We start from the raw sequence: 13,588 nt of genomic DNA, 5'->3' as shown, positions 1-13,588 counted from the left end.
CTATAATAAATACAAATAAACTATTTAGGAGAAAACTATGAACAGAGTATTTCTATGGATTAGTTTTAGTATGATAATTGGCATATTATCTTCATATTATTTTAATTTTAATGTTTTTCTTGTTTCTCTTTTGTTTATATTTATATGTGTATATTCATTTTACAATATATTAGAAAAAAAGTTAAATAAAACTCACATAATCTTTATATTTTTATTTATAGGTATTTTTTTAGAGATATTTCATTCTAAGAGTAATTTAATATCCTATATAGATGAGTTAAAGGATTTTTCAGGAAGGGTAATAGACATTGTAGAGGATGAGAAAGATAAAAAGAGATTTATAGTTTCTATTGATAATGTAGATAATATGGAGATAAAAAGAGAAAAGACTATGCTTACTATCTTTGGAAATACAGATTTAGAATTAGGAGAGAGGGTAGATTTTAAGGGGAAACTTACTTTTCCAAATAGAAATACAAACCCACACCTTTTTAATTACAGGGAGTACCTTTTAAGTAAAAATATTTTTACCACTATAAATATTAAGGATTATAATATAGAAGACATAGTTCCGAATAGTTCTTTAGTACATAATTTTAAGAGAACTATGATAAATAGAATTGATAGTCTTTATGATACTTATTTAATTGATAAAAATAGTTCTTTGATAAAGAGTATGCTTCTAGGAGATTCAAACTATTTAAATGAAGAGGATTTAAATAAGTACAGAGATTTAGGACTAGCCCATATACTTGCTATATCTGGACTACATATTGGGATTATTGCTGGGTTTTTATTGTTCTTATTATCTAGATTAGCTATAAATAGAAGGATAAGTATAATTATTACTTTGGTACTTGTCTGGGGATATGCTTTTATAGTTGGATTTCCACCATCTATTTTAAGGGCAAATATTATGCTTAGTATTTTCCTTTATTCTCAAATGTTCCATGAACCCTATGATGTTTTAAATGGAATATTTTTTGCTATGTTTTTTCTATTAATTATAAATCCATACTTCATATTTAGTATAGGATTTATACTGTCTTTTGTGGCTACCATATCTATTATAATTTTAACACCTAGGATAATGGATGTTTTTTATCCCTATGAGAATAGGATTACATATACCTTATCTGGAATAATCGGAGTACAAATTGGGATATTTCCAGTTTTAGCCTATTATTTTAATTCAATACCTTTGCTTAGTTTATTTGGAAACTTTCTTGTGGTGCCCTTATTATCTCTTTCTATTGTACTTGGGTTTTTGATGTTAGGTATGAGTTTTATCCTTCCTAGTTTCAATTTGTTTCTTTCTCCTATATTAAATACTATCTTAGATATTCAATTTATCTTAGTAAATGGATTGAATAAATTTTACTTTAAAGATATAAATTTAGCTTCTCCAAATATATTTAGCATTGTGATTTATTATCTATTTATCCTTCTAATATTTAAAATTATTGAAGTGGAAAATTGGGATAAAAGATTAGTGAAAAGTATTTCCTTTTATCTTTTGATTTTTATTGGAGTAAACTTTACCTGTATTGAATTAAGTAATAGAGCAGAGATACATTTTATAGATGTGGGACAGGGAGATAGTATCTTAATAAGAAGTAAGGAAGATGACTATTTAATAGATACAGGTGGCAATCTCCTTGGGAATTTTGATATAGGAGAAAATATAACACTTCCATATCTAGAAAAACTAGGAGTGAAAAATCTTAAGGGAGTTTTTATAAGTCATTTTCATGAAGATCATTATAAAGGGCTATATGCCCTATTGGATAAATTAAATATAGATCATATTTTTGTATCTTATCTTCCAGAGGGAAAAGATATCTTAAAAGAGATAGAAAAAAGAGATATTCCTCTTTTATTATTGGCAAGAGGAGATAGTCTGAATTTGAGAAATGGCTTAAATATAGAGATACTTTGGTCTAAAGGAAAAAGTCAAAATGAAAACAATAATTCTTTGGTGGCAGTACTAAATTATGGAAAGCATGATATTCTCTTTACTGGAGATATGGAAAGGGAAGTTGAAGAACAGCTAATACCTTATATAGATGAGAATATAGATATTATAAAAGTTCCCCATCATGGAAGTAATACTTCATCTACTAAGGATTTTCTAGAAAAGACAAGACCAGATATAGGGGTTATATCTGTAGGTAGAAATAATCTATATAATCACCCTAATGATAAAGTATTAGAAAGATATGGTGATATAGGCACTAAAATTTATAGAACTGATGAAATGGGTATGATAAAAATAGTTTTAAATGATAAAGAAATATATATAGAAGAATTTTTAGAGAAAAAAGATTATATAGAAATTTATTTTTTATACTATATTGTATATTTTATGTTATCATATATATTTACAAGAATTTATGCTAAATTGGAGAGGAGAAGTAGATTTGAACTACAATAGTTTTTTAAAAGCTGTTTCAAATGATGAGATTTCATCTTCATATCTATTTATAGGAGATGAGGAATATTTAATGAAACATGCCCTTGGGATATTAAAAGAAAAATACATAGATAAAAGCTTTGAGACTTTAAATTATATTGTTTTAGAAGGAAAAGATACAGATTTGGACTCCCTTATAGATCCTTGTGAGACCCTACCGTTTATGAATGAAAAAAAACTAGTAGTATTAAAAGATGTCAGTAAATTTATAGAAAATCTAGATAAAACAAGGGAAGATGAAGTATATAAATACATGGAAAATCTAGGAGACTTTTTAATCCTCATATTTATGGATAGTGACAATTCTCTAAAGAAAACTAGGAAATTATATAAATTTTTCAAGAAGAAAGATCAAGTTGTAGAGTTTTCTAAACTCAGGGGAAGAGATCTAAATAATTGGATAAATTCCATATTAAAGAACCATAAAAAGAAAATGACTCAAATTGATATTGATTATTTTATAAATGAAAGCTCTTATAATAGTAGAAATGTTAATTTGAACTTATATGATTTGGAAAACCAACTTTTTAAAATAATAGCTCGTGAAAAAGAAGAGACTATAAATAGGGGAACTATAGATGAAATTTTAATAAGGTCTATAGATACAAATATATTTCAACTTTTAGATGCTATAGATAATTTTGACAATGATAAGTCTTTACATATTTTAAATCAAATGTATATGGACAATGAACCTATACCAAAGATATTATTTATGATAATAAGGCATATAAGGCTTATACTCGGATATAAGCTATATAGGGAAAAGGGCTATACTGACAAAAGTATTCAAGATAAATTAGGAATTAAGTCCTATGAGGGAAAGAAGATTTCGGCTGTATCAAACAGATTTAGTATATCTTTATTAAATAATTTAATGGAGGATTTATTAGAAGCTGATAGAAAGATTAAATCAACCTCTATGGATGATAAGCTTGTAATGGAAATGTTTTTGGTTAATTTAAATTTAAAAAAGGATAAAAAATAAAACTTCGGTTAGCCGAAGTTTTTATGTTACATTGCCTTATTTAATTTCTTAGTTAAGGTACTCATTTTTCTAGAAGCACTGTTTTTGTGTAAAATATTTTTGTGAGCAGCTCTTTTTAATTTCTTGTCTATAACTTTTAATAGCTCTTTTGCTTCGTCCATATTTTCACTATCTAAAGCAGCTTCAAATTTTTTGATATATGTCTTAATTGCAGTTTTATTAGCTTTATTTAATTCAGTTTTCTTTCTAGTAACATCTATTCTTTTCTTAGCAGATTTAATATTTGCCAATTGATTCACCTCCTCGTAGTCTAACAACAGATATTTTATCACGATGTTAGCTAAATTGCAAGGATAAATAATCTATATATAGTCAAGAATAATAGTAAAATTAATTTGGGGAGGTTCAATGGATGAATCATATTTATACTGATTTGGCAGTAGAAAGTAAAGAGATATATGGAAGTAGAAATGCTGAGGTAGAAGGTGTGTCTGTAGAAATAAAGAAAGATAAAAATTATTCTATAACAGATGTAAAGGTATTAAATGAACAGGGGAGTGAAAAAGTTCAAAAGCCTATGGGTACTTATATCACTATAGATGTACCTGATTTGGCAAATACAGATGAAGATTTAAAGGATGAGATTATAGTAATACTTGCAAAAAGGTTAAAGGATCTTCTAAAAGATTATAAAAGGGATAAAATATTGGTAATAGGTTTAGGAAATAAGAACATTACATCAGATGCCCTAGGACCTAAGGTAGTAGATAGGGTCTATGTCACAGGGCATTACTTTATAAACTTTAAAAAGGAAAAAGATGAAACCATGTCAAATGTATCTGCCATGTCTCCAGGAGTTCTTGGTATAACTGGTATAGAGACAAGTGATATAGTTAAGGGAGTAGTAGAGAAGACAAAGCCAGATATATGTATAGTAATAGATGCTCTAGCTTCTAGAAATATGAGCAGAGTAAGTACTACAATTCAAATTTCAGATTCAGGTATAGCTCCAGGTAGTGGAGTAGGAAATAAAAGGGTAGGGCTTACTAAGGAGACCCTTGGTGTACCTGTGATTGCCATAGGAGTTCCTACAGTTGTAAATGCTGCTACTATGATAAATGACACAATGGATTTGATTATAGATTCTATGAAAAAAAATTCTAGAATTGGCTCAGAATTTTATTCTATATTAGATGAACTATCCAAGGAAGAAAAATATTCTCTTATACAAGAGATGCTTTCACCTTTTGGAGGGGATGTAGTAGTTACTCCAAAGGATATAAATGTAGTAATAGATGATATAGCAATTATAATTGCTAATGGATTAAATATTTCCCTTCATCCAGGAATTGACTTAAAAGATGTAAATAGATATATAAGATAAATCATCATAAAGCATCTCTATTTTGAATATATTTTTTAATGAGAGATAAAATAGGGGTGTATAAAATGAGAAGAAAAAGAAGTAAAAGATATTATTATAGAAATAACAGAAATAATAAGGGAAGTTACCTTGTCTTAGCATTAGTATGCCTTTTATTATTAAATGTAGGGTTTTTAGGAATCAAGTTTTTTAACACAAAGCTCACTTATCCTGCATTTAATATAAAGGATTTTTTTAATGAGATTTCTATTCCAATCTTTAAATTCATACAAGAAGAGGAAGTTGAAGGACAAGAATTAAATGTAGATGAAGAAAAGGAAAACAACCCAAAGTATGAGGACTTTATAATCACAGATATGAAAGAATATGAAAACTTAATAATAGTGAGGGACTCATTGAATAAAGGGCGAATTGAAAATATCCCACCACCATTAAATATTAAAAAAATAAAAATTGACAAAACTAAACCTTATATAATGATATATCATACTCATGCTACAGAAGGATATAAACCTTTTAAAACAGATGCCTTTCATACAGAGGATAATAATATGAATGTGACAACTGTAGGAGAGACCATGACAAAAGTCTTACAAGCTAAGTCTCATAATGTAATAGATGTAAAGACTCATCATGATAGGCCCTCTTATAATAAATCCTATTCTAGATCTTCTCAAACCATAAGCAAAGCACTTAAGGAAAATAATAATTTGAAATTTTTCTTTGATATACATAGGGATGGTATAGACGAAAGTGCTAGCTATTATGAGAAAGCTTTAAAAAGGTCTAAAGTAGAAATAAATGGAGTAGATGTGGCTACTTTTTCCCTAGTATTAGGCCCAGATACTCCAAACTATGAAGAGGTATTAGCCTTTGCAAAATATATAAAAGTAGTATCAGACACATTGTATCCAGGGTTATTTAAGGATATAATTGTAAAACCTGTGGGCAAGTACAATTTATATATATCAGATTATGCAGCACTTTTCGAAATAGGTAGCAATTTAAATACTATAGAAGAGGCAAATGAATCAGCAAAAATTGTTGGTGAAATTTTAGATTTAGTTATAAACAGTATATCAGAATAAACTTTTATTCTAGGTTTAAAAGTGATATAATAAACTTAACCTTAGGAAAAAGGAGGTTTATACATGGAAGAGAACAACCAAAGAGATAATAAAAAAAATAACAAGGAGTCTTCGAGCGAAGTGATAGAATGGATAAAGAGTATTGTAATAGCAGTAGTAGTGGCAGTTTTTATTAAGACATTTATATTTAACTCCACCTATGTACTTGGAAATTCTATGCATCCTACATTGCATGAAAAGGACAGACTATTTGCAATGAAAGTACCTTTGTATTTCTCTGGACCATCTAGAGGTGATGTAGTAGTAATCTCAGCTCCAGATGATACAAATAAGGACTATATAAAGAGAGTCATAGGTATAGAGGGAGATAAGGTTGAGATTGTAGATGGAAATGTCTATTTAAATGGAAAAATTTTACAGGAAGATTATATAGATGAAGGATCCTACACTCAAACTTATGATGAAGATACTTGGATAGTTTCAGAAGGAGAAATATTTGTTCTTGGTGACAATAGAGCAGATGGTGCCAGTAAGGATAGTAGAATCTTTGGACCTGTTTCTGTAGATTCAACAAAGGGGATTACAGGTTTTAGGTATTTTCCACTAGATGATAGATTTGGGAAGATAAATTAGAATATTTTTTTAAAAAATAGGTTACCCTATTAAGGGTGGTCTAATTGGAAACTAGATTAGAAAAGAACAAAAGGGAAAAATTAGCCAAGATTAAAAAGATAGTAAAGTCTATAGTGTTTTTAACTTTAGTATTTTTAATGCTTATGGGAGTCAATATAGTAAATAAAAATATAGAGAGTTTAAACTGTATAGAAAACACTAAATTGCTTGGCTTTGATTTTAAAAATAAAAAATTAGAATTTTTAGGTCAAAGATATTTTATAAATTTAGAGGTTTTAAAATCTGACTAGAGATAATGTATATTTCTAGTCTTTTGTTTTACATATAAGGGTAAATTTGCTATAATTAGCTAAGGTTATCCAATCTTCGAAGGAGGAAGTATAAATACATGATAAATAAAAATAATATAAGAAACTTTTCAATAATTGCTCATATTGATCATGGTAAGTCTACTTTAGCCGATAGATTAATAGAAAAAACTGGTATGTTGACTTCTAGAGAAATGCAATCTCAAGTATTAGATAGTATGGATTTAGAAAGGGAAAGAGGTATCACTATAAAATTAAAGGCTGTAAGATTAGTATATAAGGCTAAAGATGGAGAAGAATATATATTAAATCTGATAGATACACCAGGACATGTGGACTTTACATATGAAGTCTCAAGATCTCTTGCTGCTTGTGAAGGTGCTGTATTAGTAGTAGATGCAAGTCAAGGTGTAGAAGCCCAGACATTGGCAAATGTATATTTAGCTTTAGAACAAGATTTAGAGATTACTCCTGTTATAAACAAGATAGATTTGCCAGGTGCAAGACCAGATGAGATAAAAGAAGAAGTTGAAGAAATAATAGGTATAGATTGTGAAAATGCTCCTTTGATTTCAGCAAAGGAAAATTTAAATATAGAAGATGTATTAGAATCCATAGTAAAAGAAGTACCTGCACCACAGGGAGATAAAGATGCTCCCCTAAAGGCCCTAATATTTGATTCCTATTATGATGCTTATAAGGGAGTTATATGTTATATTCGTGTCTTTGAAGGGACTATAAAGCCAGGCATGGAAATCAAAATGATGGCAAATGGCAAACATTTTGAAGTGAATGAAGTAGGGGTAAACACTTCAAAGCATATAGTACTTGATAGTTTAGGACCTGGAGAAGTTGGATTTGTAACTGCCAGTATAAAAAATGTAAAGGAAGCTAGAGTTGGAGATACTATTACTGATTACAACAATCCTACAGAAACTCCTTTACCAGGTTATAAAAAGGTAATACCAATGGTATACTGCGGAATATACCCAGCTGAGGGAGAAGACTTTAACTCTGTAAGAGAAGCTTTAGAAAAGCTACAAGTAAATGATGCAGCGTTGGCATTTGAACCTGAGACATCTATTGCTTTAGGTTTTGGTTTTAGATGTGGATTTTTAGGATTACTTCATATGGAGATAATCCAAGAGAGACTAGAGAGGGAATTTGACTTAAATATAATAACTACAACTCCAAGTGTAATTTATAAAATCAAAAAAAATGGGGGGGAAGTAGTAGAGATTCAAAATCCTTCAGATATGCCTCCTACTACAGAAATTGAGTATATGGAAGAACCAATAGTTACAGCTTCTATTATGACTCCTACAGACTATGTAGGTACAATAATGGAATTGTGTCAAAATAAAAGAGGTACTTTTATAAATATGGAGTATTTAGAAGAAACTCGTGTAGTTATACATTATGAACTACCTTTAAATGAAGTTATATATGATTTTTTTGATGCTTTAAAATCTAGAACTAGAGGATATGCAAGTTTTGATTATGAGTTTAAAACTTACGTGAAATCTGATTTAGTGAAACTAGATATACTCATAAATGAAGAATTAGTTGATGCTTTTTCACTTATAGTACATCGTGAAAAGGCTTATGAAAGAGGCAGAAGTATAGCTGAAAGACTTGTAGATGTAATTCCAAGGCATCAGTTTGCAGTTCCTATACAAGCAAGTGTAGGTGGAAAGATAATAGCTCGTGAAACCATAAGAGCTCTTAGAAAAGATGTACTTGCTAAATGTTATGGTGGAGATATATCTAGAAAGAGAAAACTTTTAGAAAAGCAAAAAGAGGGTAAAAAGAAAATGAGACAAATTGGTTCAGTAGAAGTTCCTCAAGAAGCTTTTTTATCTGTATTAAAATATGACGAAAAATAATGCACACAATTGTGTGCATTTTTAATGGGAGAAGAAGATGGAAAAGATAAGCTTGTATATTCATATTCCTTTTTGTGAAAGTAAATGTTATTATTGTGATTTTTTATCCTTTAAGAAAGATAGTATAAATATAAAAGGATATATAGATAATATACTATTAGAACTTTCACTTTATAAAGAAAGATTAAAAAATTATAGTATTTACACCATATTTATAGGAGGAGGAACTCCTTCTTCCATAGATGGAAAATATATTTATAGTATATTAAAATATATTAAAGAGAATTTCAATACTGAAGCCCTAGTAGAAGTTAGTATAGAGGCAAATCCTGGAACATTAAATAAGGAAAAGGTAGAGATATATAAAGAAAGTGGAGTAAATAGAGTAAGCATGGGTATGCAAAGTTTTGATGAAGATATTCTAAAGTCTATAGGAAGAATTCATGGAGTAGATGATTTTTATAATTCTTATAATCTATTATTGAATTCAGGCATAGACAATATAAATGTGGATCTAATGTTTGGATTACCAAATCAAAGAAATGATCATATAATAAGGGATTTTAATATTTTAACAGATATTGGAATAAAGCATATATCTTATTATGGTCTAATCCTAGAAGATGGGACTAAGATGAAAAAAATGTACTTAGATAATAAGTTAAATCTACCTTCAGAAGATATGGAAAGACAGATGTATCATGATGGGATAAAATTTTTAAAGGAAAAAGGATACATCCATTACGAAATATCAAATTTTTCTCTTCTAGGCTTTGAGTGCAAACACAATATGGTATATTGGAAATTAAATGCCTATGTAGGCATAGGCATTGGAAGTCACTCCAATATAGACAATAAAAGATATTGGAATGTAGATAGTATGATTGATTATAACGAAAGATTAGAGAAAGGCAAATTTCCAATAAAAGGAGAAGAAGTCATAGATTTAAATACTAAGATAAGTGAATATTCCATAATGGGTTTAAGATTGATAAAAGGAATAAACAAAAAAGAATTTAAAGAGAGGTTTAATTTAAAATTTAGGGATATTTATAAGACAGTGATAGATAAACATATAAAGAATAATTTATTAATAGAAGATGATATATACGTATATCTTTCTCAAAAAGGCTTAGATTTAGCTAATATAGTAGAAGTGGATTTTATATTATAGGAAAAATTTTCATATAGGTATTGACAAAATAGACTACAAGTGGTAATTTATACTTATAAGCATTAGCACTCAATGAAGTAGATTGCTAACAACATCCAAAAGTAGAATGCTCGAGGTGAGAATTATGTTGGATGAAAGAAAATTAAACATCTTATATGCTATAATTAGTAATTATATAGATAGTGCGGAGCCCATAGGATCTAGAACTATTTCTAAACAATATGACTTGGGTATAAGTTCAGCTACTATCAGAAATGAAATGTCTGATTTAGAAGAGCAAGGATATTTGACTAAGCCATATTCTTCAGCAGGAAGAATTCCCTCAGATAAGGCATATAGATTGTATGTAGATACTCTATTAAAGACACAGTGTAAATTGTTAAATTCTATAGATGATAAAATGATTATAGATACTTTAAATAGACAAACCTGGGAAATAGATGATTTGATTCAAAATCTTGCAAAGATATTGTCAAAACTTACAAACTATACTACTGTTGTAGCCTCACCCAAGATGAAAAATAGCATTATAAAAAGGATCCAATTACTTTCAATAGATGGATCAAAAGTATTGATGATAATAATAAGTAATTCAGGCATTGTTAAAAATACTATTTTTAAAATAGATATGCCTTTATCATCAAATGATTTAAATACTATATCTAACTTTTTAAATGAAAAGTTTGACAATCTATCCATAGATGAAATACTTTGCATACTTGATGAAGAAATCTCTAATGATTTAATTGAGTTTAGAGATGTATTTAAAAAAATGATTCCAGTTATATGTGAAGTTATAAGAGACTTTGTAACAGTAGATTTATATCTAGATGGAATCACTAATATTTTAAATTTTCCAGAGTATAAAGATATAGATAAGGCAAAGTCATTTATATCATTTGTAGAAGATAGGGATCTTTTGTTAGATATATTGTTTAAGGATTTAAAATCTGATGAAATAGATATTATAATTGGAAGTGAAAATATCTATGCTCCTATTAAGGATTTGAGTATTATCACTACAACTTATACAATAGGTGATAAGATAATAGGAAAAGTTGGATTAATAGGACCTACTAGAATGGACTATTTAAATCTTATAAATATAATAAAGTCATTTTCTTTTAATATAAACAATATTTTAAATGATTAAAGAGTAAATGAGGTGAAAAAATGGTTAAAAAAGATGAGCATAATGAGGAAGTCAATGAAGAAATTGAAAAGGATTTAGAAGAGGAACAAGAGCAAGTTCAAGAAGAAGCTCCTGAAACTAGTGAGCTTGAAAAAGAAATAGAAGAGTACAAAACAAGCCTTGCAAGACTACAAGCAGACTTTGTAAATTATAAAAAGAGAACTGAAAGAGAAAAGCAAAATCTTATTAATTATGGTATAGAAAACTTTGTTTGTGAACTATTGCCTATATTAGATAATTTTCAAAGGGCGATGGAAAGTGAAATTGAACAGGAAAATGAGTTTTACAAAGGCATTGAAATGATTGAAAATCAATTGATAGAGCTTTTAAGGAAACATGGTGTAAAAGAAATAGAGTCATTAGATGAAAATTTTGATCCTAATTGTCACAATGCCATAGTATTAGAAGATGTAGAAGGTGTAGACGAAGGTATAGTTACTGGAGTTTTACAAAAAGGATATACATTAAATGACAAAGTTATAAGACCATCAATGGTTAAAGTTTCAAAATGAGAAATAGATTAGAAATTTTAAGGAGGAAATTTAAATGGGAAAAATAATAGGAATTGATTTAGGAACTACTAACTCTGCAGTAGCAGTAATGGAAGGTGGAGAAGCCACTATAATTCCAAGTTCAGAGGGAAATAGAACCACTCCATCAATAGTAGCATTTACTAAAGACGGAGAAAGACTAGTAGGAGAAACTGCTAAGAGACAGGCAATTACAAATCCAGAAAGAACTATTCAATCTATAAAAAGAGAAATGGGTACTGATTATGAAGTGAAAATAGATGATAAGGGCTATTCTCCAGAAGAGATATCAGCTATGATTTTACAAAAACTTAAGTCAGATGCAGAAGACTATCTTGGAGAGAAAGTTACAGAGGCAGTTATAACTGTACCTGCATACTTTACAGATAGCCAAAGGCAAGCTACTAAAGACGCTGGTAAAATAGCTGGCCTAGAAGTAAAGAGAATTATAAATGAGCCTACAGCAGCAGCTTTATCATATGGTGTAGACAAAATGGAAGGTCAACACAAGATAATGGTATTTGACTTAGGTGGAGGTACATTTGACGTATCTATACTTGATGTAGGTGATGGAGTATTTGAAGTAGTATCTACTAGGGGTAATAATAGTCTTGGTGGAGATGACTTTGATGAAAGAGTTATGAATTATATAAATCAAGAATTCCAAAAAGAAAATGGAATAGATTTAACAAAGGATAAAATGAGCTTACAGAGATTAAAAGAAGCTGCAGAAAAGGCTAAAAAAGAATTATCAAGTACTATGAGTACAAATATAAATCTACCATTTATTACAGCAACTCAATCAGGACCACTTCATTTAAATATGGATATTACAAGAGCTAAGTTTGATGAACTTACTTCTGATTTAGTAGATAAGACTATAGAACCAGTAAAATCAGCACTTAAAGATGCAGGATTAGAAGCATCAGCTATTGAAAAGGTACTATTAGTAGGAGGATCTACAAGAATACCAGCAGTACAAGATGCAGTTAAAAAGATAATAGGTAAGGACCCACAAAGGGATATAAACCCAGATGAAAGTGTTTCTCTAGGAGCAGCTGTTCAAGGTGGAGTATTAAGTGGAGAAGTAAAAGATTTACTTTTATTAGATGTTGCACCTCTTTCCCTAGGAATTGAAACTCTAGGTGGAGTTACTACTAAATTAATAGAAAGAAATACTACTATCCCAACTAAAAAATCTCAAGTATTTACTACGGCAGCAGACAGTCAAACATCTGTAGACATACATGTACTACAAGGTGAAAGAGAGATGGCAGCTGATAATACTACTCTAGGAAGATTCCAACTTACAGGAATACCTTCAGCACCAAGAGGAGTTCCACAAATTGAAGTAACATTTGATATAGATGCAAATGGTATAGTAAATGTAAGTGCAAAGGATAAGGGAACAGGAAAAGAACAAAGAATCACTATAACTTCTTCAACTACAATGAGCGATGAAGAAATCGAGAAAAAAGTAAGAGAAGCTGAAAAGCATGCAGAAGAAGATAAAAAGAAAAAAGAAGGTATTGAAATAAGAAATACTGGAGATTCACTAGTATATCAAACAGAAAAAACTCTTAAAGATTTAGAAGGTAAGATTTCAGAAGATGAAAAAGCAAAAGTAGAAGAAAGATTAGAAGCATTGAAAAAATCTTTAGAAACAGATAATATGGATGATATCAAAGCTAAGACAGAAGAATTACAACAAGAATTCTATAAGATATCAGAAAAACTATATCAACAAGAAGCTCAAGGTGGAGAAGGAGCACAAGGTCAAACTGCAGACGAAGATGTAGTAGATGCAGACTATGAAGTTGTAGATGAAGACGAAGAATAAGAAACAATAATAAAAAATAACAAAATATCAAAGCTAAATCACTTGATTTAGCTTTGAATTTTGTTAAAATAGTTTTATGAAAATATAGTAAG

At 29.2% G+C, this 13,588-nt stretch carries 12 protein-coding genes; 11 read left to right on the top strand and 1 reads right to left on the bottom strand.

Features of this window, described 5'->3' with window-relative positions; all coding sequences use genetic code 11:
* Nucleotides 1-37 precede the first annotated feature (37 nt).
* Both AC4PG3_RS08325 and holA read left to right on the top strand, forming a co-directional pair.
* Complete coding sequence (locus AC4PG3_RS08325) at nucleotides 38-2,434, top strand: DNA internalization-related competence protein ComEC/Rec2 (RefSeq protein WP_492196202.1); 2,397 nt, start codon at nucleotides 38-40, stop codon at nucleotides 2,432-2,434.
* Entirely contained in the window at nucleotides 2,421-3,461 is a 1,041-nt protein-coding gene (holA, locus tag AC4PG3_RS08320) for a DNA polymerase III subunit delta (RefSeq protein WP_492196201.1), read from the top strand. Before AC4PG3_RS08325 ends, holA begins: the two co-directional genes overlap by 14 nt.
* A gap of 26 nt (nucleotides 3,462-3,487) precedes the next feature.
* Here holA and rpsT read toward each other — a convergent pair whose 3' ends face one another.
* Nucleotides 3,488-3,751, bottom strand: a complete 264-nt coding sequence (gene rpsT, locus AC4PG3_RS08315; RefSeq protein WP_492196200.1) for a 30S ribosomal protein S20 — start codon at nucleotides 3,749-3,751, stop codon at nucleotides 3,488-3,490.
* A 122-nt stretch (nucleotides 3,752-3,873) separates the two neighbouring features.
* On the opposite strand from rpsT, the gene gpr reads away from it, so the two are divergent.
* The 9 genes from gpr (at nucleotide 3,874) to dnaK (ending at nucleotide 13,496) form a co-directional block, all read left to right on the top strand.
* Complete coding sequence (gene gpr / locus AC4PG3_RS08310) at nucleotides 3,874-4,845, top strand: GPR endopeptidase (protein WP_492196199.1); 972 nt, start codon at nucleotides 3,874-3,876, stop codon at nucleotides 4,843-4,845.
* A 65-nt stretch (nucleotides 4,846-4,910) separates the two neighbouring features.
* Nucleotides 4,911-5,933, top strand: a complete 1,023-nt coding sequence (gene spoIIP, locus AC4PG3_RS08305) for a stage II sporulation protein P (RefSeq protein ID WP_492196198.1) — start codon at nucleotides 4,911-4,913, stop codon at nucleotides 5,931-5,933.
* A 63-nt stretch (nucleotides 5,934-5,996) separates the two neighbouring features.
* A complete protein-coding gene (gene lepB / locus AC4PG3_RS08300) occupies nucleotides 5,997-6,566 on the top strand; it encodes a signal peptidase I (RefSeq protein WP_492196197.1) in 570 nt (189 codons plus the stop codon).
* 44 nt (nucleotides 6,567-6,610) lie between these two features.
* Nucleotides 6,611-6,856: a hypothetical protein gene (locus tag AC4PG3_RS08295; RefSeq protein ID WP_492196196.1), complete on the top strand. Its 246-nt coding sequence runs from the start codon at nucleotides 6,611-6,613 to the stop codon at nucleotides 6,854-6,856.
* A 98-nt stretch (nucleotides 6,857-6,954) separates the two neighbouring features.
* Nucleotides 6,955-8,760 (top strand): translation elongation factor 4, encoded by a 1,806-nt coding sequence (lepA, locus tag AC4PG3_RS08290; protein WP_492196195.1) that lies wholly within the window; start codon nucleotides 6,955-6,957, stop codon nucleotides 8,758-8,760.
* A gap of 37 nt (nucleotides 8,761-8,797) precedes the next feature.
* Nucleotides 8,798-9,934, top strand: a complete 1,137-nt coding sequence (gene hemW / locus AC4PG3_RS08285; RefSeq protein ID WP_492196194.1) for a radical SAM family heme chaperone HemW — start codon at nucleotides 8,798-8,800, stop codon at nucleotides 9,932-9,934.
* 124 nt (nucleotides 9,935-10,058) lie between these two features.
* Entirely contained in the window at nucleotides 10,059-11,087 is a 1,029-nt protein-coding gene (gene hrcA / locus AC4PG3_RS08280; protein ID WP_492196193.1) for a heat-inducible transcriptional repressor HrcA, read from the top strand.
* 20 nt (nucleotides 11,088-11,107) lie between these two features.
* The gene (grpE, locus tag AC4PG3_RS08275; protein ID WP_492196192.1) at nucleotides 11,108-11,638 is read left to right on the top strand and encodes a nucleotide exchange factor GrpE; all 531 of its coding nucleotides are present in this window, start codon (nucleotides 11,108-11,110) and stop codon (nucleotides 11,636-11,638) included.
* Nucleotides 11,639-11,672: 34 nt separating this feature from the next.
* Entirely contained in the window at nucleotides 11,673-13,496 is a 1,824-nt protein-coding gene (gene dnaK, locus AC4PG3_RS08270) for a molecular chaperone DnaK (RefSeq protein ID WP_492196191.1), read from the top strand.
* Nucleotides 13,497-13,588: the final 92 nt, after the last annotated feature.

The sequence above is a fragment of the Tissierella sp. QWL-11 genome (assembly GCF_058683765.1).
Note: the sequence above shows the minus strand (reverse complement) of the source record. Positions and strands in the feature narration are given on the sequence as shown.